Genomic DNA, 23627 nt, shown 5'->3' with positions numbered 1-23627 from the left:
TTTTATCAGGCATTACCGATAAGAATACCGGCTGCGAGCACCAGTGCACCGCCGAGTACGACCTGAAAAGCGGCGCGCATGAACGGTGTTTCCATGAAGCGGTTCTGGATATAGGCAATCGCCCAGAGCTCGACAAAGACGACGAATACCGCAATGCCGGTTGCAGTCCAGAAGTCGGTAATCAGATAGGGCAGGGCATGACCGAGGCCGCCGACAGTGGTCATAATACCGCTGGCAAGGCCACGTTTGACTGGCGAGCCACGGCCTGAAAGTTTGCCGTCATCATGGGCAGCTTCTGTGAAGCCCATGGAAATACCGGCACCGACGGAAGCCGACAAGCCAACAAGAAAAGTCTGCCATGTATCCTGCGTGGCAAAAGCCGCGGCAAAAATCGGTGCCAGCGTGGAAACCGAACCATCCATCAGACCTGCGAGGCCTGGCTGGATATAGGTCAGGATCAGTTGTTTGCGCTCACCGGCACGTTCTTCATCCTGCACATTATCCGGTGTCAGTTTTTCTTCCAGATGATGGGCGCGCTGTTCATGATGTTTTTCTTCCAGCGCCAGATCACCGAGCAATTTACGCGTGGCAGCATCGGAAACACGCATGGCTGCCTGTTCGTAAAAACGTGCAGCCTGCTCCTCCATCTGTGCCGCCATATTGCGTACTTTATCGATGCCGAGCGGGCGCACCAGCCAGTCGGGCTTGCGTTCATAATAACCGCGCACATGCTCGCGGCGGATCAGCGGAATGGTTTCGCCGAAGCGCTGGCGATGCAGTTCAATCAGACGTGCACGGTGATTGTGCTCTTCCTCGGCCATGGCTTCAAAAATTTTGGCGGATTGTGGGTAAGCCTCACGCAATCCGTCCGCATAGCTGAGATAGATGCGGGCATCATCCTCTTCGGAGGAAATGGCAAGTGCCAACATTTCCTGTTCGGAGAGACTTTCAAAAGACCGGCGCGACGGCGAGAAAAGGGAGGAGAACATGGAAGTTCCTTTTTAGAATTGTTCTAAATTTAATAGTTTGGAATAATTCTAAAATCAAGCTCCTTTTGCAGAGCTTGACCAGATTAGTGCGTGTTCAGAGAATGCGTTGCATCAGTACCAGATCAAGCCAGCGGTCGAATTTTCGGCCGACTTGCGGCAGAAGACCGGTTTGTGTAAAGCCATGTTTCTCATGCAGACGGAGAGAAGCGGTATTCTGTGCTTCAATCGCACCAAGCAGAACATGGATATTGTTGCCCGCTGCATGTTCCAGCAAGGCGCGCATTAGTCTGTCACCGGCACCTTTGCCGCGCGCATGACCGGCAATATAGATGGATAGCTCTGCCGTGTGTTTATAGCATTCAAAAGCACGGAAAGCGCCGTAGCTGGCATAGCCGAGCAATTCGTCCCCCTCTGTCAGCACCAGTACCGGAAAACCCGCGTTTTGGCGCGATGTCAGCCATTCCGCACGGTTTTGCAAATTGACCTTCTGGCTGATGAAAACGGCCGTCGTATTGGCAATCGCATCATTATAAATATCAAGGATTGCGGGCAGGTGGGTAGTGTCAGCGTGCCGTATGGTCAGCATGATCGGCCTCAAAGCATTTCCAGCAAAAGTGTGAAGCGGTTTTGCGTAGGGTAATGCGCAAAAACAAAAATAAAAGTGGCGGACAAGAAGAACTTGTCCGCCACTTTTATGCCGCTTGTGAAAAGCGTCAAGAATTTATTTTTGGGCAGCTTTGAACTGCAAACGGCAGGCATGGAGAACCGGCTCGGTATAGCCGTTTGGTTGCTCGCGGCCTTTAAAGACCAGCTCACAGGCTGCCTGAAAAGCGATAGAGCCATCAAAATCCGCAGCCATCGGCTGATAGGCTTCATCACCGGCATTCTGCGCATCTACCACTGCGGCCATGCGCTTCATGGTTTCCATCACCTGTGCTTCGCTGACAATGCCATGATGCAGCCAGTTGGCGATGTGCTGTGCCGAGATACGCAAGGTTGCACGGTCTTCCATCAGGCCGACATTGTTGATGTCCGGCACTTTGGAACAGCCAACGCCCTGATCGATCCAGCGCACCACATAACCAAGAATGCCCTGTGCATTATTGTCGATTTCTGCCTGCACATCTGAAGGTGCCCAATTGGTGTCGCGGGCAACAGGAATGGTCAGAATGTCTTCAAGCTTGGCTTTTGTGCGGGACTTGAGCTGGTTCTGCACCGCTGCCACGTCAATCTTGTGATAATGCGTGGCATGCAATGTTGCTGCTGTCGGGGACGGCACCCATGCGGTATTGGCACCGGCTTTCGGATGGGCGATCTTCTGCTCCAGCATCGCCGCCATCAGATCCGGCATCGCCCACATGCCCTTGCCGATCTGTGCATGGCCGGTCAGTCCGCAGGCAAGGCCGGTATCCACATTCCAGTTTTCGTAAGCTGCAATCCATGCAGCCTGTTTCATCTCGCCTTTGCGGATAACAGGGCCTGCTTCCATAGAAGTATGGATTTCATCGCCGGTACGGTCGAGGAAGCCGGTATTGATGAAGAAGACCCGTTCTTTGGCAGCACGGATGGCTTCTTTGAGATTCACCGTCATACGGCGCTCTTCATCCATGATACCCATTTTCAGGGTATTCGGCTTAAGACCCGCCAATGCTTCAGCGCGAGCGAAGATTTCTGCGGCAAAGGCCACTTCTTCCGGCCCGTGCATTTTCGGCTTCACAATATAGACCGAACCGGTGCGGGAATTGAGATGCGTGCCTTTGAGTTTGCCGTCCTGCGTACCGATATCGTGGAGCGCAATCACTGCGGTGAAAGCTGCATCAAGAATGCCTTCCGGAATTTCATTGCCTTCACTGTCGAGAATGGCAGGATTAGTCATTAGATGACCAACATTGCGGATCAGCAGCAGTGAGCGGCCAGGCAAAGTGAGGGTGGAGCCATCCGGTGCGGTATAGCTACGGTCGGCATTGAGCTTGCGGGTGATGGTTTTGCCACCCTTGTCAAAGCTCTCCGACAAAGTGCCTTTGAACAGGCCGAGAATGTTGCGATAGGCCAGAACCTTATCGGCAGCGTCAACCGCGGCGACTGAATCCTCACAGTCCTGAATGGTGCTGAGAGCCGATTCCAGTGTGATATCGGCAATATGTGCCGGATCGGTCTTGCCGATGACATGAGCGGCATCGCAGCGGATTTCGATATGCAGCCCGTTATTCTTCAGAAGCACGAGGGAAGGGGCAGATGCATCGCCCTGATAGCCTGCAAAGCCTTGGGTATTTTTCAGGGATGCAGTTTTGCCGTTACCGAGTGTGAGAACAAGCTGGCCATTGGCGACAGAGAAACCGGTGACCTCATCCCAGCGGCCATCGCTCAGCGGGGTGGCTTCATCAAGAAATGCTTTTGCCCATGCAATGACTTTTGCGCCGCGCACAGGATTATAGGCTTTGCCTTTTTCCGCGCCATTGTCTTCGCTGATAGCATCCGTGCCGTAAAGTGCGTCATAGAGCGAACCCCAGCGCGCATTGGCAGCATTGAGCGCATAACGGGCATTCATGACAGGAACAACAAGCTGCGGGCCTGCAAGGCTGGTAATTTCACTGTCTACATTGGCGGTGGTGACCTGAAAGTCCTCACCTTCCTGCAGGAGATAGCCGATTTCGCGCAAATAAGCCTGATAATCCGCCATCGCGTAATTGCGGTTGGCTTTATACCATGCGTCGAGTTTAGCCTGAATATCGTCACGCTTGGCAAGCAGGGCTTTATTGCGGGGCGCCAGTTCTTTGACCATGCCGGCAAGACCGCTCCAGAAGGCATCTGCCGCAATGCCGGTTTCCGGCAAGACTTCCCTTGTCAGGAAATTGCTCAGTTCCTGATCAACCTGCAGACCTGCATGTTCAATACGACCACTCATCACTCGCTCCCTGTCTGATCTCAATGTTAACCAGCTTGTCCTTTGCAGCTTAGTCTGAACGGGCGGCGATGGACAAGCACGGTTACGGCTTTGTTTTGTCAAAGCTGTCAATGTATGTTTACATAATTGTCTACAATATTCAAAGCCGATAATGCGTGTAATCAAACACTGTTTGCGCTTTTGGGACTGAATTCCTTATCAAAGCACGGAATTTTGAAAGCGCAGGGCTGATTTTGTTACAGGATTATCCATCGGCAGCATGAATAGAAATTGACTGATAAACAGTCTGGCTTCACAATACTGACATGTCCTGCTTACATATTATGACCGGTAAAAGCATTCGTTTTTCACGTATCATTCTGTCAGGTACATTGAAGAGTGAAGCGCCTCAAAAATATAGCTGGCAGAGACGGAATGGAATGCAAGCAGGGTAAACCGCGTGTTTGCTCTGTCTCTTTGAAGCCGCGTTTTGCAATCGCATGAACCGCAGTGTTGCAAGATGCACAAAGGAGGTGTTTCTTGAACATTGCCGCATTTGCCGGCAAATTGCCGGCACTGGTTCTGAACGCGGATTTTCGTCCGCTCAGCTATTATCCTTTATCACTCTGGTCGTGGCAGGACGCGATCAAAGCTGTTTTTCTTGAGCGCGTAAATATTGTTGCGGAATATGAGGCGGAAGTCAGCTCTCCGACTTTTTCCATGCGGCTGCCAAGTGTTATCAGTCTTAAAACCTATGTTGCCCCGCCGACCTATCCGGCGTTTACGCGATTCAATCTGTTTCTGCGGGATCGTTTTGAATGCCAGTATTGCGGCGCGCATCATGAACTGACATTTGACCATGTTATACCGCGTTGCAGCGGCGGCGAAACAACCTGGGAAAATGTGGTTGCTGCCTGTTCTCCGTGTAATTTGCGCAAGGGAGGCATGATGCCTGCCAAAGCGCAAATGTGGCCGCGACAAAAACCCTATATGCCGAGTGTTTTTGATCTGCATAAAAACGGCAGGCGGTTTCCGCCGAACCATTTGCATGAAAGCTGGATGGATTATTTATACTGGGATGTGGAACTGGAGCCGTAAAGATACAGCTCCGGTTTTTTAGATCACGCTTTACGAGTTTTGAGCGATGCGCCGTAAAAGGCAATGATTGCGAGGATCAGCGAGGCAACACCATTCCATCCGGCAAAGGAAATACCGAGGAAGCGTCCGGCGGCAACATCGCAGGCGGCCGGTTTAACCGCATTGAGATCACCAAGCAGATTGCCTGCGCTGGTGGTGATGGAAACCGCGCCTGTAGCGCAATCGGCAGGACCTGCCCAGAATTTCCATTCCACACCGGAGTGATAGACGGAAAGAATGAGGCCATAGGTCATCAGTAATCCGGCGATCAGCAGGAAAAGACGGGTCAGTTTTTCTGACTTTCCAAGCGCTGCTAGCAATGCACTGAGAAGCATCAGCGGTACGCCGATATAATAGGGAATGCGCTCTTCAAGGCATAATTTGCACGGCAGATAACCGCCAATATATTGAAACGCCAGTGCGGAGCCCACGACACCGGCCATGCTTACCGCAAGAAATGCTGAAATAAGCGTATGTTGCGAACGGGGTGTCTGAGCAGTACCGGTTGAAGACACAGGAAAATCCTTGTTGCAAAAATCAGTTTAAACTCAGCTCAGCCATGACCTTATGGCATAAACATGGCTGCCTGATGCTTTTTAGGCGTGAAGATATTTGACGACCATAAATAACAGAATCAGGATGACAGCAACCGTGGCTGCGATCAATCCGAGACGCTTTTCAATGAAGTTGCGGATCGGTTCGCCAAAGCGCTGCAACAGCCATGCCAGCAATATGAACCGTGCACCACGGGTAATAATAGCTGACAGGATAAACAGCCAGATATTGACGCCTGCGGCACCGGAGAGAATGGTTACAACTTTCATCGGCGGCAGATGAGACAGGCCGGAAGTGATGAGCAACAGCAGAATCATATCGGCGCTGGTGCTGCCGCGCATGGCTTCGAATGTATCGAGCTTGCCGTAAAAATGCAGAACCGGCTTGGCGACGGTTTCATAGGCATAATGACCGATATACCAGCCAAGAATACCACCGAGCACGGACATGACCGTGGCAATCAGTGCGTAATGCCAGACTTTTTTCGGGCGGGCGATACCCATCGGTACGAACAGGACATCTGCAGGAATCAGAAAGACCGAGCTTTCGAGAAAAGCGATGACGGCCAGCCATGCAGCTGCGGATTTACGCGCTGCAAGGGAAATGGTCCAGTCGTAGAGTTTGCGCAGCATGATGGCCTCTGTCGGTTCTCAGCAATTATGATGGTACAGGCCAAAGCCATGCGGAATTTTGATGCTGTGTGTAAAACGAAAAACTTCGCAGGGCAATGTGTGCCGGAATTCGTTATGAATGGTTTTACAATCCGTGAGCAAAGGCTGAATTTTCTGCGCGGGTGAATTTTGTTGAAATAATTTGAAACAAACAGGTTTTGCAGTTGACGGGAAGGTGGTTCTCACTATATTTCGGCGCACCAGTGCAGCGCTTTGAGTATGAAGTGCCTGCGAATGTGCGGGTGTGGTGGAACTGGTAGACGCGCCGGACTCAAAATCCGGTTCCGAAAGGAGTGTCGGTTCGATTCCGACCACCCGCACCACTTTTTTCCTGACAAAATTTCGCCGTAACTTTCTTTCACTTTTTTACTGTAAACTTGAGTAAAATATACCTAATATCTCTTGAAAGATATGCGGACATATTTTACCGAAAGAGAATATTCTCTAGGGCGGAAATTGCAGTGAAAGCCTATTTGATTAATCTGGATCGTTGTCCTGAACGCTTGGTGCGCATGCAGGAGCAATTTGCCAAAGCGTCAGTTCCTTTTGAGCGTGTCGCGGCTGTGGATGGTAAAAATCTCAGCGATCAGGAATTGGCGTCCATCATTCGCATACCGTCCTGGAAAGAGCCTCTGACAAGAACAGAAATCGGTTGTTTTTTGAGCCACCGGAAATGTCTGGAGCTTATAGCGCAGGGTGAAGATCGTTTCGCAGCGATTTTTGAAGATGATGTGACCCTGTCGAAAGATACGCGACAGTTTTTCGAATCCACAGACTGGATTCCGGATAATGCCGAACTGATTAAAATTGAAACTCAGGGCAAAAAAGTTCTGACTGATAAGCCGGTTGTGACAATTGCCGGTCACTATACAGTGGCACAATTGCGCAGCCAGCATATTCTTGCTGCCGGTTATATTGTTTCCCGTGATTGCGCGAGAAAATTACTGTGCCGTATGAATGATGCGGCCTCGCCGATCGATCATCTCCTCTTTACGCCATCCTGTGGTTTCTTCCCGCAAATGACGGTTTATCAGGTCAGTCCTGCAATTTGCATGCAAGCGGGGCTGGAAAGCACATTGAGTCCTGAGCGGTCTTCGCAATATTGCCCGCCGGCCAAAATGCAAAGGCTGAAACGTGAAGTGAAGCGAGTGTTTGTCCGTGGTAAAACCGGTTTATGGGGACTTTACATCAATTGTTTCACCAAGAAGCGCTGGGGACGGGTTCCGGGCGCCCGTGACTGATTTTCTCAACTTTCGAGCTTTTCGCTTAAGAAATCGAGAAATACCCGCACCTTGGGTGCCAGATATTGGCGTGACGGGTAAAAGGCGTAAATACCGGTTTCCATCTGCTGCCAGTCGTCCAGTGCTGTAACCAGTCTGCCTTCCGCAAGATCATTTTGCACATAGCTGAGCGGGATCAGGCTGAGGCCGAAACCGGCGCATAAAGCATCACGCACTGCAAAACTGGATGAAACAATATAGCGTCCGGTCACCGGTATGCGCTCTGTTCTTTCTCCTTTGCGGAATTCCCATTCATGGACATGTCCGGACAGGCTGTAGCGGATACAGTTGTGGTGACGCAGATCCGCTGGTTCCTTAGGCTTACCGTGCTTTTCGAAATAAGAAGGCGAAGCGCAAACCACATGATGGAGTGTGGACAGCCGTCTGCTTATGAGGCTGGAATTCTTCAAACTGTCGCTGCCTTTGACGGCGATATCATAACCTTCCCTGACAATATCAATCTGCCGGTCATCGAGGTTGAACTCCAGTGTGATCTCAGGATAGCGCTCTAAAAACTCCGGTATGAAACGCGACAGGCTGACAATTGTCATGGTCAGCGGTGCCGTCACGCGCAATAGCCCGGATGGCTGATTATTATGTGGTGTCAGCGAGCGGTCGGCTTCTTCAAGCTGTTCGATGATCGGGGCAATCTGATCATAATAGAGCGTACCGGCTTCCGTCAGGCTCATGCGTCGCGTGGTGCGGTTGAATAGCCGGACTTTCAGATGGGCTTCAAGCTCACCGATGCTTTTTCCGACCGCTGCCGCAGTCAGACCGCTTGCGCGTGCAGTTTCGGCAAAACTGCCCAGCTCAGCGGTTTTGCGGAAGAGACGTAATGCGCTGAGCTGATCCATATCTTGCCTGTAATCAAAATATTCAAAACTTTTGGTTGGTAATATAATCGTAAAACAAGAAATTATCATCTCCAATAATTGTAATTATGGTGCGCTGTACCGGCATATGAGAACTTACGGAGACAATATATGACATCGACACGCACGGATTTGCTGCTGACAGCATTGGCACCGGCGATCTGGGGCAGTACCTATATTGTCACCACGCAAATGCTGCCTGCCGGTTATCCGATGACAGTCGCGATGCTGCGTGCTCTTCCTGCGGGATTGTTGCTTTTGCTGCTTGTCCGGCAACTGCCGCAGGGTATCTGGTGGCTGCGTGTGTTTATCCTTGGTGCGCTGAATTTTTCATTCTTCTGGGCAATGTTATTTGTCGCTGCCTATCGCTTGCCCGGTGGTGTTGCAGCCACAGTGGGCGCTGTGCAGCCACTGATTGTCGTGTTTCTGGCGCGAATGGTGCTAGGAACGAGATTGCGCATTGTTGCGGTTGCTGCTGCTCTGGCAGGGATTGTCGGTGTGGCATTGCTGGTGCTGAAGCCTGACAGTGCTCTCGATCAGACAGGGATCATAGCGGCGCTGGCCGGTGCATTTTCGATGGCTGCGGGCACGGTTCTGAGCCGCTACTGGCAGCCGCCGGTCTCTCCGCTCACATTTACCGCATGGCAGCTGACGGCCGGTGGTTTGTTGCTGGTGCCGGTAGCTTTCTCGCAGGAACCGGCTTTGCCGGTACTGACACTGATAAACTGGCTCGGACTGATTTATCTCGGTCTGATCGGCGGTGCTGTCACCTATCTTTTGTGGTTTCGCGGATTGGCACGGCTGGAATCATCTGTCGCTGCTTCACTTGGTTTTTTAAGCCCGCTGACCGCTGTGATCCTTGGCTGGGGGCTGCTGGGTCAGCAACTGAACTTGTTGCAAATCACCGGTATGGCGATTGTGCTGTTCAGCGTCTGGCTCGGGCAGCGTGTACAGGCGCGTAAGATCTGACGCTTAGCGTTTCAGCCGTTTTTGCAGGCGGGATTTGATGTGGCGTAATGCTGAGCGCAGGCGGTCATAGCGGTCGAGTTGACGGGCTATTTTATACACGTTTTGCTGGCTTTGGGCGCCCAGGCCAAGAATGATCGTGCCGAAACTCTCGCGCTCATGAAACAGGCGCGACATCACCGGATGATCGGGAATGGCGCAGGAATCGGTGATGCGCAATGCCGGATTTTCCAGATGGTTTTTCAATACTTCAATCATCAGCAACACACCGGGGGAGTAGGCGCGCAGAGCTTCGTCATAGGCGGTTTTCCACGTCCATGCCTGATCCCCCTGCACAAAGACCACAAGGCTGGCAATGAGCCTGTCATCCAGTGTCAGGGTATGAATGCGCGCCAGATCACGCTCGGCCAAGCCGCGGACAGTTTCACGGGCAAAATCCGCATCAGCCTGTTTGCTCAGAAAAGCCGTGCCGCGTGTGCCTTTCCAGCCCGCAGCTTCCAGTGACAGAAAGTCATTGAATGCATCTTTGAGCGCCGTTTTACCTGTAATAATGCGGTACTCCAGACTGCCTGTTTCGGACAGTCTGCGCCACAGGCGGCGATATTCACGGCGATGATTTTTGCCGATTGCATTGGTCAGATAGCTCTCTGCATCGCTGCCATTAGACAAAACCGGACGCTCTTCCTGCCGCATGATATGAAGCGGCAGATTTTGGCGCTGTGCCAGTTCTTTGAGCGCAGTTGCAAAAGCTGCATTGAGATTGATATCCGGCAGAATGAGTGTATCCGACAACCCGAGCTCCGGTTGCTGCAATACAGCCAGCGCTGTTTCCAGAGTGTGTGTCGGATTGCCTGCAGCGATTAATGGTGTGCCTTGCGTGGCATAGATATTGCTCCAGCCACAAAGAGATTTTTTTAAACCAAGTCCGGCACGGGAAACCTGAAAGGGCATCAGAAATGCGGTTTCAGAATCATCGTCAAGGAGCACTGCGCAATTATCGGATGCGAAATGCTCAAGTGCAGGGCGCAAAAAATCCGGATGATTGAAAATATTTGCTTCTGCAACAGACGGGATCTGCAAATTTTTCAGATACTCAAGAGCTTCAGCTTTCTGCAAGATTTGCATCATGATTTAATCTCCGGCATGGCGGGCTGAAGGGGCAAACACAAACATTGTGATACCCAGACGTTTATAAACCACAAAGGAGAGGGTGACTGCTTCTGTGGCCATAGCGCAGACCGTGGCAATTGCTGCGCCACTCAAGCCCAGAAGCGGGATCAGGGTAATGTTCAGCGCGATATTGACGATCAGTGCCAGCGCATAGAGCAGCGCGCAGATATTCTGATTGCCGGACATGGAGAGCAGGCTTTCGCAAGGGCCGACACTGGCACGTGCAATAACCCCGAAAATCAGAATGAACAGCAGCGGATAGCCTTTGGTGAATTCATGGCCGAACAATGCCAGTAAAGGCCAACCGGCGGCCAGCAGCAGAATGCCGAGCAATAAAGACGGCCAGAATGTCCAGCGGGCGGAGTTGCGGGCGAAATCGTTGAAGGCCTGCTTGTCGCCGCCATGCAGCAGCTGGGAATAGCGCTGCGCCACACTGGACTTGACGGCAAAATAAACGAAATGTGCCAGTGCCAGCACTTTGGTGACTGCAAAATACAGCGCTACACTGTCCGGCTCCATCATGCGGCCGACCATCAGCACATCAATATTGATGAGCAGGAAGAAAAAACCTTCAATAAGGAAAATTGGCAGGGATACCCGTATCCATTCCCGTAAATGATAGGTTCCCGCACCTTTTGGCAGAACTGTTGCAATGCGTTTGCGCAGGAATAGTTGCTGGCTGATGACGGTCAGCGCAGTGCCGGAAAAGGCTGCGATAAGTGCTGTGGTGGCCTGCGGCTGCCATCCTGTCAGCAGCAACAAGATGAAGATCAGCAGCATCATCAGCGGGCGGAGAATATAGCCGGGGCTGAGTGCTGCCAGAATCCAGCCCTGTGAGCGTGCTGTGCCGTCATAAATATTGCCGAGCGCAATAGCCGGAATACAAAGAATGCCGATAAGGAAAGCAGGCCAGTAATAGGGCGCAAATTGCGCACTCAGACTATTGAGAAGAACAATTGCAATCAGGGTAATGATGCTTGCGCTGATGAGCGCGAAAACGGGGCCGGTGCGCAGAATGCCGCGTGCATCATCTGTTTGTTTCTTCTGCAAATATTGCGGAACATAGCGGATAATAGTGGTGTGGAACCCGAAACAGGCGAGGTCGCCGAGAATAAGCGTAACCGTCCAGACAAGGACATAAATACCGAATTCAAAACTGCCCATCAGACGGGCCAGCACAACCTGACTGAGCAGTGCCAGAGCCGCACCGGCAATGCGAATTGCAAAAGCAATCAGCGAAGAGCGTTTGGCCTGAGCCTGTTCATCCTCACCGGAGAACAAGCCCTCTGCCCGTAGCAAAAAAGGACGCAACTGTTCTGCCCGTTTTGCAGGCAGGAATCTTTCAGCCAGTGATGTGATCTGAAATTTTGCAGGCAATGCGTCTCTCGGAAAAACTTTGATATGCAGCTGTTGTTGCACAGAATAGTTTAAAAGTCAGTCTATGTGCTTACCACAAAAGAAAACACCGCCTGCGAAGACAGGCGGTGTTCTTTATCAATTTATATTATCGTTTAAACAAAAGCGCCGTGGCAATGTTTGAACTTCTTACCGGAGCCGCAAGGGCAGGCTTCGTTACGGGCAACACGACCCCATGTCGACGGATCAGCCGGATCACGGTCTGCCGGATCAACAAAGCGGTCGCTGTCTGCCAGACGCGGGCCTTCAGAACCTTCGCCGAAATCATCTTCACCGGTGGTGCCGTCAATATGGTGGCCATGCATTTCAGGTAGTTCCGGCTGCGGTTCTTCACGCATGATTTCCACGCGCATCAGCTGCGATGTCACAACTTCACGCAGGTTGGACAGCATGGCCTGAAACAGTTCAAAACCTTCGGTCTTATATTCGTTCAAAGGATCGCGCTGGGCATAGCCGCGGAAACCGACAACGGAACGCAGATGGTCAAGATTGACCAGATGCTCGCGCCACAGATTGTCCAGAGACTGCAGGATGACGGATTTCTGCACATAGGCCATGATCTGCGGGCCGAAGCGCTCTGCACGGTCAGCAGCAGCCTTATCAGCAGCTTCCTTGATACGCTCTTCGATCTGCTCTTCGGCAATGCCTTCTTCTGCCGCCCATGCATCCACCGGCAGGTCGAGATTGAGGACTTTGAGTACCTCTTCCTTCAACTCCGGCACACGCCATTGTTCGGCATAGGCATTTTCAGGAATATGGGCACGCACCATATCCTCGATCACTTCATGGCGCATTTCATCGACCGTTTCGGTCAGATCTTCTGCATCCATCATTTCCAGACGCTGTTCGAAGATCACCTTACGCTGATCATTCATCACATCATCATATTTGAGCAGGTTTTTGCGGATTTCAAAGTTGCGGGCTTCGACCTTTTTCTGAGCCTTTTCCAGCGCTTTGTTGATCCATGGATGCACAATGGCTTCGTCTTCTTTGAGACCCAGCTTCTGCAACATGCTATCCATACGGTCAGAGCCGAAAATGCGCATCAGATCGTCCTGCAGAGACAGGAAGAATTTCGACTTGCCCGGATCGCCCTGACGGCCGGAACGGCCACGCAGCTGGTTGTCGATACGACGGCTTTCGTGACGCTCTGTCGCCAGAACATAAAGACCGCCGGCAGCCAGTGCCTGTTCTTTCTTCTGAGCGATATCCGCTTTGATTTCCTGAATTTTGGCATCGCGCTCAGGACCGGCAGGTACATCCGCCAGTTCCACCTTCACGCGCATTTCCAGATTGCCGCCGAGCTGAATATCGGTACCGCGACCGGCCATATTGGTCGCAATGGTGATCGCGCCCGGAACACCGGCCTGTGCAACAATATAGGCTTCCTGCTCGTGATAACGGGCATTCAGAACCTGAATATTCTTCACTCCGTCTTTTTTCAGACGTTCAGCCAGAATTTCGGATTTTTCGATGGAAGTTGTACCAACCAGAACCGGTTGGCCTTTTTCGTGGGATTCACGAATATCGCGGATGATGGCTTTATATTTTTCATCAACCGTACGGTAAACTTCGTCATCGGCATCAATACGGGCAACCGGCAGATTGGTCGGGATGGTTGCAACATCAAGGCCGTAAATATTGCCGAATTCTTCCGCTTCCGTTGCTGCTGTACCGGTCATACCGGCCAGTTTTTTATACATACGGAAATAGTTCTGGAAGGTGATCGAAGCCAGTGTCTGGTTTTCCGGCTGGATCGTTACTTTTTCTTTGGCTTCCAGTGCCTGATGCAGGCCTTCGGAATAACGGCGGCCCGGCATCATACGACCGGTAAATTCGTCGATGATGACCAGTTCGTCATTACGGACGATATAGTCCTTGTCGAGCTGGAACAGCTTATGGGCACGCAGGGCGTTGTTGAGGTGGTGAACAACAGCCACATTCTCAACATCGTAAAGGCTTTCGCCTTTCAGATGACCTGCAGCTTCCAGCAGTCTTTCGATCTTTTCTGTGCCGACTTCGGTGAAGATCGCAGTCTTCTGCTTCTCGTCAACTTCGTAATCTTCCGCCTCAAGCTGCGGAATGAAAGTGTCGATCAGTGAATAGAAGTCTGAGCGGTCTTCCAGCGGGCCGGAAATAATCAGCGGTGTACGGGCTTCGTCGATCAGGATCGAATCAACTTCGTCGACGATGGCGTAGTTATGTTCGCGCTGCACCATCTGGGCGCGCTCATATTTCATATTATCACGCAGATAATCGAAGCCGAGTTCGTTATTGGTTGCGTAGGTAATATCGCAGGCATAGGCCTCGCGGCGCTGATCGTCATCAAGGCCGTGAGCAATCACGCCGACAGTCAGACCGAGGAAGTTGTAAAGCACGCCCATGGTCTGCGCATCGCGGGTGGCGAGATAGTCGTTGACTGTCACGACATGCACGCCTTTGCCTTCAAGCGCATTAAGGTAAACCGGCAGCGTTGCCATCAGGGTTTTACCTTCACCGGTGCGCATTTCCGCGATGGAGCGGTCATGCAGCACCATGCCGCCGATCAGCTGCACATCAAACGGGCGCATACCAAGTGTGCGTTTCGCCGCTTCACGCACCGTGGCGAAAGCATGAGGCAGAATGTCATCCAGTGTTTTGCCGCTGCTAAGCTGGGCACGGAATTCATCGGTCTTAGCCTGAAGCTCAGCATCGCTTAAGCCTTCATATTGTTTCTCAAGCGCGGTAATTTCTGCTGCGCGAGGACGAAGGCCTTTGATGCGACGCTCATTGGATGAGCCGAAAATCATACGGGCGAGACCGCCAAAGCTGACCATCGCTGGTCCTTTCTTAAATCTTCAGCCAAGTGTGTCGCCGCCTGCGCGGCGCTCTGTCATCGGCTTTATTTGTTTATGCGAGACTTATGGCAAGAAAACACGCTGTCGAAAAGACATTTCGCGCAATTTCTCTCTGGCAGCTCTCTGGACGCAAAGCCGATGGACAGATAAGAGGGGAGTGCGGCGATGTCAATGATTTGACAACAGTCATAGTCCCGAGCAATGCGATTATATGCGCATAACAAAAGGGACTATTACTGCTGAAATATATATATTGTGCAGAAAATTGCCATATCGCCTAAAAACTATTCTGCTTTATCCGAATGAGAGCGAAGCAGCAAAATTCTGCCTTATTCTTGGGACGGTACTTCGTCCCCGAAGGAGAAATCACTGATGACCCGTACCCGTAAAGTCCTGATTCAGCTTGCAGCCGGTCTGCTTTTGACCACTGCTGCAGGCTCTGCCTATGCGCAAGGCACCGCTGCAAAGACTGAAACTGCAGCAAAACCGGCTGAAAAAGCCGATCCGAACAAAGTGCTTGCTACTGTAAACGGCGTTAAGCTGACACAGGGCGAAGTTGATCAGGCTTCGAGCGATCTGGATCCGCAGTTCTCCCGTTTGCCGGATGATCAGCGTCGTCTTGCTGCACTGGCTGCTCTGGTTGATATCAAAGTTCTGGCCGCTGCCGCGAAAACTGAAAAACTCGACGACAGTGCAGATTTCAAACAGCGCATCGAGTTTCTGAAAGACCGCGCGCTGCATAATGAATATTTCCAGACTGCAATCGTAGACAAGATCTCCGATGCAGATGTGCGTGCCCGTTACGACAAGGAAATCGCGGCAATGCCTGCGAAGAACGAAGTTCGTGCGCGTCATATCCTCGTAAAAACTGAAGACGAAGCCAAAGCAATCATCAAGAAGCTTGAAGGCGGCGCCAAGTTTGAAGATCTGGCAAAAGAAAGCTCAACCGATGGTTCTGCCGCACAGGGCGGTGATCTGGGCTATTTCGGCGAAGGCATGATGGTGCCTGAATTCGAAAAAGCTGCCTTTGCACTGGAAGTCGGCAGCTATACCAAAGAGCCTGTGAAGTCGCAGTTCGGCTATCACATCATCAAGCTGGAAGATAAGCGCCAGCAGCAGCCACCTGCATTTGATGAAGTGAAAGATCAGGTTCGCTCGATCGTCATTCGTGAAAAATATATCGAAATGGTCAAGAAGCTGCGTGACGGTTCGAAAATCACTTATGAAGACGAAGCTGTTGCCAAAGCGATGAAAGAAGCTGCTGACGCACAGGATGCAGCTGCGAAAGCCGCTCAATAAGCTTACATTTTGCTTTGATGTGATTGCCAATCTGGTAAGTTTAAGGCGAATTTTGATAAAAATGATCACCTGCCCTGATTATTTCGGGCAGGTGATTGCATTTTATGCCTATCCGTCATTTATTGGCCTCAACCTGAGGTGAAATGGCGGGTGATTTGATGTGCCGACAGCATCTGAAAGGCACTCAGGATACGAGCTGTTTTATTTCGGTTAAAATTCATTGGTATTTAGCCGCATGACCCTGACGCAAAACGATTTTCAGTTTTGCAGGTAATGCTTTTATTCTCGAGGCACGCATGTCTTCTTCTGTTTCTCCGCTTGCACCAAAACATTATCCTGCCATGCCGGTGATTACCGGTGTGCGAATGGCAACTGCCGAAGCGGGGATTAAATATAAAAACCGAACAGACGTGCTGATGATGGTTTTTGATAAGCCTACTTCAGTTGCCGGTGTTTTCACCCGCTCCAAATGCCCGTCTGCGCCGGTGGATTTTTGCCGCGAGAGCCTGAAACACGGTACTGCTAAAGCTGTGATTGTAAATTCCGGCAATGCCAATGCTTTTACCGGTAAAAAAGGTCGTGAAACAACGACAGCCACAGCCAAAGCTGCCTGTGAGGCGCTGGGCTGTGAAGCGCATGAAATCTTTCTCGCTTCAACCGGTGTGATCGGCGAGCCGCTGGATGCCGGTAAATTCGCGCATCTCTTCGGCGATATGAATGCGCGTGCCGATAATAATGGCTGGCTGGAAGCTGCCAAAGCGATCATGACGACTGATACTTATCCAAAAGTGGCAACGGAAACCGTGCTGCTTGGCGGTGTGCCGGTGACGATTAACGGCATCGCCAAAGGTGCCGGTATGATTGCGCCGGATATGGCGACCATGTTGTCTTTTGTGGTGACAGATGCACCGATTGCCTCTGATGTCTTACAGGGTCTGTTGTCCAAAGCGGTGGATTCCAGCTTCAATGCGGTGACTGTGGACAGCGATACTTCCACGTCTGACACGCTGATGCTGTTTGCGACCGGCACAGCCGCGGAACGCGGCGCTGTTACTGTAACATCATCCGATGATGACCGTCTGGCAGAATTTGACCGTGCTTTGCGCAAGCTTCTGAAAAATCTGGCTTTACAGGTTGTGCGCGATGGCGAAGGCGCACGCAAAATGCTGGAAATCACCGTGAAAGGTGCGGTGTCTGATGTGTCTGCCAAGCGCATTGGTCTGTCAATTGCCAATTCCCCGCTGGTGAAGACCGCTGCCGCCGGTGAAGATGCTAACTGGGGACGCGTGGTGATGGCTGTTGGTAAAGCGGGTGAACCGGCTGACCGTGATCGTCTGGCCATCAGTTTCGGGAATATCCGCGTGGCGGTCGATGGTGAACGCGATCCTGATTATTCGGAAGCTGCGGCTTCAGCCTATATGAAGGGTGAGGATATTCTCATTACGGTTGAACTTGGTATGGGCGAAGGAACAGCCACGGTCTGGACCTGTGATCTGACCAAGGAATATGTGGCGATTAACGGTGATTACCGGTCGTGATGTCTGAAATCCGTCAGTTTGAAGAGCTTGGTTTTCATGCATGGCCCGCTTTGCAGGTCACGCATTTCGGGGACTGGGCTGTTCAACTGACACCTTACTATCCGTCAAAGCGCGGCAATTCGGTCAATCTGCTGAACCCGGCTGATGATGCGGATCTAGTGCAGCGGGTGGAGGCCTGTGAAGCGCTGTTTACAGCGCAGGGCAAACAGCCGGTTTTCCGGCTGACACCGCTGGCACCGCCCGCATTGGCCGATTATCTGGTAAAGCGCGGCTATACGGCCACAGGCGCATCATCAGTGATGGCCTGTGATTTGCGTGATATTGCGCTACTGAAAACGCCGCAGCCGCGTCTGCCGTTACGGCTTGTGCAGTTTCGTGACGGGCAGGAGATCGGCTATAGCCGGATTTCCGGTGCGTTTCACGATCGTCCTCAGGAGCAGGTGGAGGGACTGGCGGAAGTTCTTCGCTCAATCAAGCCGCAGAAATATGTCATTGCCGGATTTTCCGGTGCTGAACCTGCTGCAACACTGCTTTGTGTGAGTGAGAACGGCTATACCGGTCTGCTGGATTTGTGTATTGGTGAGGCGTTCAGACGGCGTGGTTTTGCAAAAGCACTGGTGCTGAATGAGATGGCGCAGGCCTTATCCCGCGGCGATCATTGTTTCTGGTTGCAGGTGGAAAGCGCGAATGCAGCAGCGCGTGCTTTGTATCAGGGTTTAGGCTTCACCACTGTCTATGATTATATTTATTATTGCAGATAGGTAGTATTTGATGACTGAGGGCAAAAAGATTGTGCTGGTGGCAGCCTGTGCGCTGATTGATACGGATGGCCGTATTTTGCTGGCACAGCGCCCTGAGGGCAAAAATCTGGCCGGTCTTTGGGAGTTTCCGGGCGGTAAAGTTGAAAGCGGTGAAACACCGGAAGATGCGCTGATCCGCGAATTGCAGGAAGAGCTGGGCATCATCACCAAACATGCCTGCCTCGCGCCGCTGACTTTTGCCAGCTATTCTTACGATAAATTTCATTTGCTGATGCCGCTTTATATCTGCCGGCGCTATGAGGGCATTGCCCGCTCGATGGAAGGGCAGGCGCTGAAATGGGTCAAACCAAAAGACCTGCGCTCCTATCCGATGCCGCCTGCCGATGAGCCGCTGATCCCTTTCCTGATGGATCTCCTGTAATCCTCCAGCGCATCCTTGATAATTGCCGGTTATTTTTAGTCGTAAGACGGGTTTTTACGATTTTGTTAAGGGATGATTCACTGACATGCCGCATGGTGGGATCATCGCGCCGGAGTATGACGATGAGCAGCAATCGCAGTCAGTATCAGTCAGAATTTCTGACAGACTTTTTTAAAGATGATGAAGAGACAAAATCGGGCTTTATGCCTGTTGCCAAAAGCGGCTTTGTCCGTTGCATTTTGCTGTTCGGTTCCGCAATTCTCGCATTGACGCTGGTCATCGTGCCGGTGCTGAGCCAGAAAGCCAATAAGCAAACCGCGCAATCGCTGTTTCCTGCCGGTGTGGATATGATGTCCACCGGTTCTATTCAGCGCGGCAATACTGACAAAGCCTATATTGAGCGCAAAAGCCTGCTGCAATCCTCACCAGAAGCAGTTTGCGTGATTGCCCGTGACGGCTCACAGCAGGGCGACTGCTGATCTTTCTTGTTACTTTTTCGGTTCTTTTTCCGTAGCAAGCAGGGCTTCAGCCAGTGAAGCCTTGGCCGATCCCGGTTTCAACGGCTGCTGCTGCGAAGCATGGGGTGCCCAGCCGGACATCCAGATGAATGAGAATGTTGCGCGGATGCGCCCGTCGGGATCGCTGAAGCGTTCGGCATAAATCTCCGCAGCCCGCATGAACAGACGACGGCCAACCGGTTTGCGCGAACGGCTGGTGAGAATATTGGCCATACCCATGGCGCGGATATCGGCCATCAACGCAAACATATTGTCATAGCGCACAGTGACATTCTCAATATCCGTCACCGGTAGTGCAAAACCGGCACGCTGCAACAGGGCGCCACCATCACGCACATCGGCAAAAGGTGCCACACGCGGGCTGACGCCGCCGGTCAGCTCAGACTCGGCCTGCAACAGTGATTCACGCAGCTCTCCGAGTGTGCCGGCACCCGCCATACAACCGAGAAACAATCCGTCAGGCTTCAGCGCCTGTTTGATTTGCATCATCAGTCCCGGCGTGTCATTGGTAAATTGCAGGGATAAGAGCGAGATAATCAGATCAGCACTTTGTGGTTCCAGCGGCAGATATTCCGTGCTGTCTTTTGACTGATAGTCAATGCTTTCAATCACTTCTGCCTTGCCGGACTGTTGCAAAGATAAAGCAGCAGACGGTGTATAGGGATTGACGATTACAGCGCGGGAAAACTGACGCTCAACCGTTGAAAGCCTGTCTTCCAGATCCTGCACCGTGCGCTCCAGCAGAAAATCCGCACCACTTACATTGCGCTGTATCGCCCGTTTCAGGCGCTGTTGCAGCAATGCGCTGTCGAAAATAGTGTTTGGTGTGGTTTCTGTTGCTGGCATTTTTTGTATCCCGATATCAGGCACCTCTTACTGAGCAGAGATTTCTCTGGACTACACCGGTGCATCTGGCATGGTGATGTAAATGCGTTCAATCGGGGGCGAATGCAATGGGGGAATTGCCGCTTTCTCATGAAACTGTTGTGAGAGAGACAGGTTTTCAGCGCTTGCTGCAAAATATGCAGGCCTGTTTAAAAACGCTGCCGGACAGGATTTTTCCGGCACTTTGCGAGGGTTGCGACAGCCCCGTTTCACAGGCAGGCACTTTATGCGGGGATTGCTGGAATGAGATGCGCTTTCTGGAAGCGCCATTGTGTCCGGTGATGGGTACGCCTTTTACCCATGATTTTGGCGAGCATTTTCTCTCAGCCGAGGCAATTGCCGATCCGCCGCCTTTCCGGCGCTTACGTTCTGTCGCCTGTCACGATGGTTCAGCCCGTCATGCCGGTATTTCGCTGAAATATTATGACCGGCTTGATCTCGCCCCCTGGATGGCACGCTGGATGCAGCGGGCGGGGCATGAATTGCTCCGTGATTGTGATGTGATTATTCCGGTGCCGCTGCATCGCAAACGTCTGTGGAAACGCCGTTATAATCAGGCAGCAGAACTGGCGCGGGTTTTGGCGAAGCTCAGTGGCAAAAATTATGAGGCTGCAGCCTTGCAGCGCATTAAGGATACACGTCAGCAGGCAGAGCTCAGTCAATCTGAGAGATTGCGCAATGTGGCAGGTGCATTTCAGGTGCCGGAGGCAGGGCGAAGCAGTGTGCAGGGGCGCACTGTGTTGCTGATTGATGATGTTTATACGACCGGTGCGACAGTCAAAGCGGCCTGCCGTGCTTTGCTGAAAGCAGGAGCGGCAGAGGTGGATGTGCTGACGTTCGGCAGGGTTTTACCGGACATACAGAAATAATACCCGCGACAACAAACCGGCAGCAAATGATTGGATGATTGTGCAGGCATGGTTATATAGAGTTGAAACTCTGGAGACTCTTGAAATGAATGTTGAAATTTATACCCGTGACGGCTGTGGTTACTGCGCACGTGCAAAACAATTGCTGAATGAACGCGCGCCTGGCTACACGGAATTTAATGCGAGTGTTGATCCGAAATATCGCGAAGAAATGATGACCCGCTCCGGCGGTACAACATTTCCGCAGATTTTTATCGGTGATGTGCATGTCGGCGGTTGTGACGATCTTCATGCGCTGGATCGTGCAGGCAAGCTGGTTACTCTGCTGGAAACCGGTAAAGCAGACTAATCTATAAGGCATAAAAGGGAGAATAATGTCGATGGTTAAAGTTGCAGCAGTGCAGATGCGCTCAGATGGCGATATGTCCGCCAATATTGAAGCCCTTAGCCGTATGGTCGGAGAGGCCGCCGCCCAAGGTGCGCAATATGTGCAGACGCCTGAAAATACCGGCATTATTCAGAATGACCGTGCGCTTTACCGTGCCAGCCTTCATGCGGAGCAGGATGATCCTGTGGTGCGTGAAGCCTCGGTTCTGGCAAGGCGGCACGGCATTCATCTCCATATCGGTTCCACACCGATTAAACTTGAGAGCGGGCTGATCGCCAACCGCGCATTTGTTTTTGCGCCGGATGGCTCCAAAATCACCACTTATGACAAGATCCATATGTTTGATGTGGATCTGGATAATGGTGAGAGCTGGCGTGAATCCGATACGATTTCGGCAGGGGATCGCGCAGTGGTCGCGGAACTGCCATTTATGAAACTCGGACTGGCAATCTGCTACGATATACGCTTCCCGCAGCTGTTTCAGGCGCAGGCCAATGCCGGTGCCAATGTGATCTCCGCGCCTGCTGCTTTCACCCGTCAGACCGGTGAGGCGCATTGGCATATCTTGCAGCGGGCGCGTGCCATTGAAAATGGTGCCTTTCTGATTTCTGCTGCGCAGGGCGGCCTGCATAACGGCAATCGCCAGACCTATGGTCATACAATTATTGTTTCTCCATGGGGCAAGGTTCTGGCGGAAGCCGATCATGACAATCCGGCGGTGATCTATGCGGATATTGATGTGGCGGACAGCGCTGTTGCCCGTAATAAAATTCCGAATTTGAAAAATGCGCGGGAATTCAAACTGGAAACCATTGTCGCGGAAGGTGAAACGATCAAGGTATGATGCGGTTTTCTCTGCACTGTGACCAGTCCCATGAATTTGAGGGCTGGTTTCGTAATAATGAGGATTTCGACAGCCAGACCGCACGCGGTCTGGTGCAGTGCCCTGTTTGTCATTCGCCAAATGTGAATAAGGCGCTGATGGCGCCGTCCGTCACCACCGGTCGCACCAAAGAGAAAATTGCTGCGACCATGGGTGAAGCCCAGCGCAAATTGCTGGATGAGATGCGTGAGATCAGCCGCAAGGTGAAAGAGAATGCCGATTATGTCGGCGATCGTTTTGCCGAGGAAGCGCGTAAAATTCACCATGGTGAAACGGAAGAACGCGGCATTTACGGTGAGGCAACGAAGGAAGAAATCACATCGCTCGTTGAGGATGGTGTGGAAATTCTGCCGTTACCGGTACTTCCTGAGGATTATAATTGAACCGTGCCGGTTCAATGGCCGAAGACTATAACTGATCCGCATTATACGGATCAGTTCTCTCCCAGTCTAATTCAGCGTCTCTGCGCCAGAACCATATAATTCACGTCGAGATCGCGTGAGCGGCTCCATGTATCATTAAGCGGATTATAGCTCACGCCGGTTTTTTCCAGCACAGTCAAACCGGCAGCCTGCAATGGTTTTTCCAGCTCTTCGGGGCGCACCAGTTTTTCATATTGATGGGTGCCTTTCGGCAGCCAGCGCAGCACATATTCTGCGCCGATAATCGCCAGACCCCATGCTTTGAGTGTGCGGTTGATGGTGGCAACAAACATCAGCCCCTGCGGCTTGACCATTTTCGCAGTCGCCGACATGAACAGATCAACGTCGGAGACATGCTCAACCACTTCCATATTCAGCACGATATCAAATTGTTCACCGGCATCAGCCAGATCTTCTGCTGTGGTGGCACGATAATCGATTTCAATGCCCATTTCCGCAGCATGGATTTTGGCGACTTCAATATTGGTGGTTGAGGCATCGGCACCGATAACTGTTGCGCCAAGACGTGCCATCGGTTCGCAAAGCAGACCGCCGCCGCAACCAATATCCAGAATGCGCAGGCCTTCCAGCGGTCTGGCTGCCAGCGGATCACGGTTGAAATGCTTGCAGATCTGTTCTTTCAGATATTCCAGACGGGTCGGGTTGAATTTGTGGAGCGGGCGGAATTTGCCCTGCGGGTTCCACCATTCGCTGGCAATGCGCGAGAAATGCGCAACTTCAGCGGGATCAATCGTGGTGCGGCCGGATACGGCTTCCTGTGGCTGTTGTGAGCCAGTATCTGTCTGTCTGGACGTGTCGGACATAGCTTTCTCCATTTCCTACCAATGGACTTGTCTGTTCATTGA

At 51.9% G+C, this 23627-nt stretch carries 23 protein-coding genes and 1 tRNA gene; 13 read left to right on the top strand and 11 right to left on the bottom strand.

Going from position 1 to position 23627, the window contains the following annotated elements; genetic code table 11:
* Nucleotides 1–5 precede the first annotated feature (5 nt).
* The 3 genes from mbfA to LDL70_RS12960 form a co-directional block, all read right to left on the bottom strand.
* Nucleotides 6–989 (bottom strand): iron exporter MbfA, encoded by a 984-nt coding sequence (gene mbfA, locus LDL70_RS12970; RefSeq protein ID WP_022711282.1) that lies wholly within the window; start codon nt 987–989, stop codon nt 6–8.
* Between the two features lie 94 nt (nt 990–1083).
* A complete protein-coding gene (locus tag LDL70_RS12965) occupies nt 1084–1575 on the bottom strand; it encodes an N-acetyltransferase family protein (RefSeq protein WP_370637684.1) in 492 nt (163 codons plus the stop codon).
* A 135-nt stretch (nt 1576–1710) separates the two neighbouring features.
* Nucleotides 1711–3894, bottom strand: a complete 2184-nt coding sequence (locus tag LDL70_RS12960; protein WP_225685244.1) for a malate synthase G — start codon at nt 3892–3894, stop codon at nt 1711–1713.
* 519 nt (nt 3895–4413) lie between these two features.
* Here LDL70_RS12960 and LDL70_RS12955 point away from each other — a divergent pair.
* Nucleotides 4414–4971: an HNH endonuclease gene (locus LDL70_RS12955; RefSeq protein ID WP_225685243.1), complete on the top strand. Its 558-nt coding sequence runs from the start codon at nt 4414–4416 to the stop codon at nt 4969–4971.
* A gap of 23 nt (nt 4972–4994) precedes the next feature.
* On the opposite strand, the gene LDL70_RS12950 is transcribed toward LDL70_RS12955, so the two are convergent.
* Both LDL70_RS12950 and LDL70_RS12945 read right to left on the bottom strand, forming a co-directional pair.
* Nucleotides 4995–5525 carry a disulfide bond formation protein B gene (locus LDL70_RS12950; protein WP_225685242.1) on the bottom strand — a complete coding sequence of 177 codons (531 nt, stop codon included), beginning with the start codon at nt 5523–5525 and terminating at the stop codon, nt 4995–4997.
* An 81-nt stretch (nt 5526–5606) separates the two neighbouring features.
* Nucleotides 5607–6197, bottom strand: coding sequence for a YqaA family protein (locus tag LDL70_RS12945; protein WP_022711277.1), 591 nt, complete (start codon nt 6195–6197; stop codon nt 5607–5609).
* A 277-nt stretch (nt 6198–6474) separates the two neighbouring features.
* Between LDL70_RS12945 and LDL70_RS12940 the strand changes: the two genes are divergently transcribed.
* Nucleotides 6475–6559, top strand: a tRNA-Leu gene (locus LDL70_RS12940).
* A 138-nt stretch (nt 6560–6697) separates the two neighbouring features.
* The gene (locus LDL70_RS12935; RefSeq protein WP_225685241.1) at nt 6698–7477 is read left to right on the top strand and encodes a glycosyltransferase family 25 protein; all 780 of its coding nucleotides are present in this window, start codon (nt 6698–6700) and stop codon (nt 7475–7477) included.
* A 5-nt stretch (nt 7478–7482) separates the two neighbouring features.
* On the opposite strand, the gene LDL70_RS12930 is transcribed toward LDL70_RS12935, so the two are convergent.
* Nucleotides 7483–8370, bottom strand: coding sequence for a LysR family transcriptional regulator (locus tag LDL70_RS12930; RefSeq protein ID WP_225685240.1), 888 nt, complete (start codon nt 8368–8370; stop codon nt 7483–7485).
* Between the two features lie 129 nt (nt 8371–8499).
* Here LDL70_RS12930 and LDL70_RS12925 point away from each other — a divergent pair, with 129 nt between their 5' ends.
* The gene (locus LDL70_RS12925) at nt 8500–9357 is read left to right on the top strand and encodes an EamA family transporter (protein ID WP_225685239.1); all 858 of its coding nucleotides are present in this window, start codon (nt 8500–8502) and stop codon (nt 9355–9357) included.
* A gap of 3 nt (nt 9358–9360) precedes the next feature.
* On the opposite strand, the gene LDL70_RS12920 is transcribed toward LDL70_RS12925, so the two are convergent.
* The 3 genes from LDL70_RS12920 to secA all read right to left on the bottom strand — a co-directional run bounded on the left by LDL70_RS12920 (nt 9361) and on the right by secA (nt 14756).
* Complete coding sequence (locus LDL70_RS12920; RefSeq protein WP_225685238.1) at nt 9361–10482, bottom strand: GNAT family N-acetyltransferase; 1122 nt, start codon at nt 10480–10482, stop codon at nt 9361–9363.
* 3 nt (nt 10483–10485) lie between these two features.
* Entirely contained in the window at nt 10486–11718 is a 1233-nt protein-coding gene (locus tag LDL70_RS12915; RefSeq protein ID WP_370637834.1) for a lipopolysaccharide biosynthesis protein, read from the bottom strand.
* 317 nt (nt 11719–12035) lie between these two features.
* A complete protein-coding gene (gene secA, locus LDL70_RS12910; RefSeq protein WP_022711270.1) occupies nt 12036–14756 on the bottom strand; it encodes a preprotein translocase subunit SecA in 2721 nt (906 codons plus the stop codon).
* A 393-nt stretch (nt 14757–15149) separates the two neighbouring features.
* Here secA and LDL70_RS12905 point away from each other — a divergent pair, with 393 nt between their 5' ends.
* From LDL70_RS12905 to LDL70_RS12885, 5 genes are all read left to right on the top strand, one after another.
* A complete protein-coding gene (locus LDL70_RS12905) occupies nt 15150–16076 on the top strand; it encodes a peptidylprolyl isomerase (RefSeq protein WP_075657333.1) in 927 nt (308 codons plus the stop codon).
* Nucleotides 16077–16372: 296 nt separating this feature from the next.
* Nucleotides 16373–17614 (top strand): bifunctional glutamate N-acetyltransferase/amino-acid acetyltransferase ArgJ, encoded by a 1242-nt coding sequence (gene argJ / locus LDL70_RS12900; RefSeq protein WP_225685236.1) that lies wholly within the window; start codon nt 16373–16375, stop codon nt 17612–17614.
* The gene (locus tag LDL70_RS12895; protein WP_225685235.1) at nt 17614–18375 is read left to right on the top strand and encodes a GNAT family N-acetyltransferase; all 762 of its coding nucleotides are present in this window, start codon (nt 17614–17616) and stop codon (nt 18373–18375) included. The genes argJ and LDL70_RS12895 overlap by 1 nt, the downstream gene beginning before the upstream one ends.
* A 10-nt stretch (nt 18376–18385) precedes the next feature.
* Entirely contained in the window at nt 18386–18796 is a 411-nt protein-coding gene (gene mutT, locus LDL70_RS12890) for an 8-oxo-dGTP diphosphatase MutT (RefSeq protein WP_075657337.1), read from the top strand.
* A gap of 122 nt (nt 18797–18918) precedes the next feature.
* Complete coding sequence (locus LDL70_RS12885) at nt 18919–19275, top strand: hypothetical protein (protein WP_022711265.1); 357 nt, start codon at nt 18919–18921, stop codon at nt 19273–19275.
* Nucleotides 19276–19284: 9 nt separating this feature from the next.
* Here LDL70_RS12885 and LDL70_RS12880 read toward each other — a convergent pair whose 3' ends face one another.
* Entirely contained in the window at nt 19285–20160 is an 876-nt protein-coding gene (locus LDL70_RS12880) for a methyltransferase domain-containing protein (protein ID WP_225685234.1), read from the bottom strand.
* 176 nt (nt 20161–20336) lie between these two features.
* On the opposite strand from LDL70_RS12880, the gene LDL70_RS12875 reads away from it, so the two are divergent.
* The 4 genes from LDL70_RS12875 to LDL70_RS12860 all read left to right on the top strand — a co-directional run bounded on the left by LDL70_RS12875 (nt 20337) and on the right by LDL70_RS12860 (nt 22722).
* On the top strand, nt 20337–21068 hold the full coding sequence (locus tag LDL70_RS12875; protein ID WP_225688561.1) for a ComF family protein: 732 nt from the start codon (nt 20337–20339) through the stop codon (nt 21066–21068).
* 85 nt (nt 21069–21153) lie between these two features.
* Nucleotides 21154–21417 carry a glutaredoxin 3 gene (gene grxC, locus LDL70_RS12870; protein WP_033316077.1) on the top strand — a complete coding sequence of 88 codons (264 nt, stop codon included), beginning with the start codon at nt 21154–21156 and terminating at the stop codon, nt 21415–21417.
* Between the two features lie 25 nt (nt 21418–21442).
* Nucleotides 21443–22300: a carbon-nitrogen hydrolase family protein gene (locus LDL70_RS12865; protein WP_225685233.1), complete on the top strand. Its 858-nt coding sequence runs from the start codon at nt 21443–21445 to the stop codon at nt 22298–22300.
* A complete protein-coding gene (locus LDL70_RS12860; protein ID WP_116089004.1) occupies nt 22297–22722 on the top strand; it encodes a DUF1178 family protein in 426 nt (141 codons plus the stop codon). Before LDL70_RS12865 ends, LDL70_RS12860 begins: the two co-directional genes overlap by 4 nt.
* A gap of 71 nt (nt 22723–22793) precedes the next feature.
* Here the strand turns inward: LDL70_RS12860 and ubiG are convergent, their stop codons facing one another.
* Complete coding sequence (gene ubiG / locus LDL70_RS12855) at nt 22794–23585, bottom strand: bifunctional 2-polyprenyl-6-hydroxyphenol methylase/3-demethylubiquinol 3-O-methyltransferase UbiG (protein WP_083647263.1); 792 nt, start codon at nt 23583–23585, stop codon at nt 22794–22796.
* Between the last annotated feature and the right edge of the window lie 42 nt (nt 23586–23627).

The organism is Pseudochrobactrum sp. XF203 (assembly GCF_020341615.1).
Lineage (GTDB): Bacteria > Pseudomonadota > Alphaproteobacteria > Rhizobiales > Rhizobiaceae > Pseudochrobactrum > Pseudochrobactrum saccharolyticum.
The sequence above is the reverse complement of the archived record's forward strand: the minus strand, read 5'-3'. Positions and strand labels throughout refer to the sequence as shown.

Bases quoted from the DNA above. Each gene is read 5' to 3' on its own strand.
- secA (WP_022711270.1), bottom strand. From the start codon at position 14,756: ATGGTCAGCTTTGGCGGTCTCGCCCGTATGATTTTCGGCTCATCCAAT.
- argJ (WP_225685236.1), top strand. From the start codon at position 16,373: ATGTCTTCTTCTGTTTCTCCGCTTGCACCAAAACATTATCCTGCCATG.
- LDL70_RS12880 (WP_225685234.1), bottom strand. From the start codon at position 20,160: ATGCCAGCAACAGAAACCACACCAAACACTATTTTCGACAGCGCATTG.
- LDL70_RS12965 (WP_370637684.1), bottom strand. From the start codon at position 1,575: ATGCTGACCATACGGCACGCTGACACTACCCACCTGCCCGCAATCCTT.
- LDL70_RS12865 (WP_225685233.1), top strand. From the start codon at position 21,443: ATGTCGATGGTTAAAGTTGCAGCAGTGCAGATGCGCTCAGATGGCGAT.
- LDL70_RS12875 (WP_225688561.1), top strand. From the start codon at position 20,337: ATGCAGGCCTGTTTAAAAACGCTGCCGGACAGGATTTTTCCGGCACTT.
- LDL70_RS12885 (WP_022711265.1), top strand. From the start codon at position 18,919: ATGAGCAGCAATCGCAGTCAGTATCAGTCAGAATTTCTGACAGACTTT.
- LDL70_RS12925 (WP_225685239.1), top strand. From the start codon at position 8,500: ATGACATCGACACGCACGGATTTGCTGCTGACAGCATTGGCACCGGCG.
- LDL70_RS12895 (WP_225685235.1), top strand. From the start codon at position 17,614: ATGTCTGAAATCCGTCAGTTTGAAGAGCTTGGTTTTCATGCATGGCCC.
- LDL70_RS12905 (WP_075657333.1), top strand. From the start codon at position 15,150: ATGACCCGTACCCGTAAAGTCCTGATTCAGCTTGCAGCCGGTCTGCTT.
- mutT (WP_075657337.1), top strand. From the start codon at position 18,386: ATGACTGAGGGCAAAAAGATTGTGCTGGTGGCAGCCTGTGCGCTGATT.
- LDL70_RS12960 (WP_225685244.1), bottom strand. From the start codon at position 3,894: ATGAGTGGTCGTATTGAACATGCAGGTCTGCAGGTTGATCAGGAACTG.
- LDL70_RS12945 (WP_022711277.1), bottom strand. From the start codon at position 6,197: ATGCTGCGCAAACTCTACGACTGGACCATTTCCCTTGCAGCGCGTAAA.
- LDL70_RS12860 (WP_116089004.1), top strand. From the start codon at position 22,297: ATGATGCGGTTTTCTCTGCACTGTGACCAGTCCCATGAATTTGAGGGC.
- mbfA (WP_022711282.1), bottom strand. From the start codon at position 989: ATGTTCTCCTCCCTTTTCTCGCCGTCGCGCCGGTCTTTTGAAAGTCTC.
- grxC (WP_033316077.1), top strand. From the start codon at position 21,154: ATGAATGTTGAAATTTATACCCGTGACGGCTGTGGTTACTGCGCACGT.
- LDL70_RS12920 (WP_225685238.1), bottom strand. From the start codon at position 10,482: ATGATGCAAATCTTGCAGAAAGCTGAAGCTCTTGAGTATCTGAAAAAT.
- LDL70_RS12930 (WP_225685240.1), bottom strand. From the start codon at position 8,370: ATGGATCAGCTCAGCGCATTACGTCTCTTCCGCAAAACCGCTGAGCTG.
- ubiG (WP_083647263.1), bottom strand. From the start codon at position 23,585: ATGTCCGACACGTCCAGACAGACAGATACTGGCTCACAACAGCCACAG.